Here is a 1,178-nt window from a genome sequence, read left to right on the forward strand (position 1 = left end):
GCTAATGATAATGCTAATGATGATTAGCATTATCATTTTGTTCACTCTCTTCCTGACTTGACTTGACTTGACTTGATACTTGACGCCTTCATGAACTTCCTTATTGTGTCTAGTCAAATCACATTGTCTTTCTGATTCAAATTTACACTGATCACATAAATACTTTCTTCCCTCTAGATGGTTAGCTAGTATGTGCTTCTTAAGATTCCTGATGTCTGGTGCCTCATGCCCACACTCATCACACTGATACTTGGTGCCTCCATGAACACACTTCTTGTGTCTCTTCACTTCACATAGTCTTGGTGATTCATAGTTACACTGATCACAGGAATATTTCATATTCAGTGTTTTGGGTGTTAATGCTAATGCTAATGATAATGCTAATGATGATTAGCATTATCATTTTGTTCACTCTCTTCCTGCTCGCTCTTAGAGAATTCTTCCTCTGAGGAATCCTCTCTTTCACTTTTGGAAACCTCCTCGTTTTCATCCTCAGAACTTTCCTCTAGTTCTTCTCCACTCTCGACCCCAGGACACCCTTCTTCTGAGAACTCCTTTCTGTCACTAGATGCATCTTCATTTCTTTTGTAGAGGCGGGTTTTCTTCTGGTCATTTCTTTTGGAAGATTCTTCAGGTGATTCTTCACCTTTTGTTTCAGGTGGTCTTCTCCTACACGAACTCAAGATTTTGTAAATTTTATACTCTTCGCATTTCTCATTCTCTTCCTCTTCTTTGAGGAATCTTCTTTGCCCAGGGCTTCTTTTACTTCGTTTTCATCTTCAGAATCATCCATAGAACACTTTAAAAGATTTCCATTTTCATCCATGCTGTCGTCGTTATCATCATCATTGTCAAGAGTAACTATAAAGGAGTCTTGAAGGTTGTTCCAGTCTTTCAGCATGCTACACCTGAAGAGGACCCTTCAAAGCTATGTGTAAAACTAGTGGTCTTAAAGATTTTATTTTAAGTAAATTCGTTTCCACATAAATCACAGCAGAAACAAAGTAACAATCATGAAGGCTGTTTACAAAATAAAGAAAGTTCTCAATAAGTTCCCAGGATCCTTGAGTCAAAGGTCATGATATGAATGCCACAGTCAATCCCATTACCACCACTATCAGGGACTGGGCCACACCGTATTCAATGTATGTATACACCCGTTCCTGAGAACATCACTC

At 38.7% G+C, this 1,178-nt stretch carries 2 protein-coding genes; both read right to left on the reverse strand.

Going from position 1 to position 1,178, the window contains the following annotated elements:
- Positions 1-380: 380 nt before the first annotated feature.
- Positions 381-683: a hypothetical protein gene (locus tag ACN0IC_RS15630; RefSeq protein ID WP_416879671.1), complete on the reverse strand. Its 303-nt coding sequence runs from the start codon at positions 681-683 to the stop codon at positions 381-383.
- Complete coding sequence (locus ACN0IC_RS15635) at positions 680-901, reverse strand: hypothetical protein (RefSeq protein WP_416879672.1); 222 nt, start codon at positions 899-901, stop codon at positions 680-682. Before ACN0IC_RS15635 ends, ACN0IC_RS15630 begins: the two co-directional genes overlap by 4 nt.
- Between the last annotated feature and the right edge of the window lie 277 nt (positions 902-1,178).

Origin of the sequence: Litorimonas sp., from assembly GCA_029936425.1 — a bacterium.
In the GTDB taxonomy this organism is placed as follows: domain Bacteria; phylum Pseudomonadota; class Alphaproteobacteria; order Caulobacterales; family Maricaulaceae; genus Litorimonas.

Excerpts from the sequence above, each read along its gene's own strand:
- ACN0IC_RS15635 (WP_416879672.1), bottom strand. The coding sequence starts at position 901 with ATGCTGAAAGACTGGAACAACCTTCAAGACTCCTTTATAGTTACTCTT.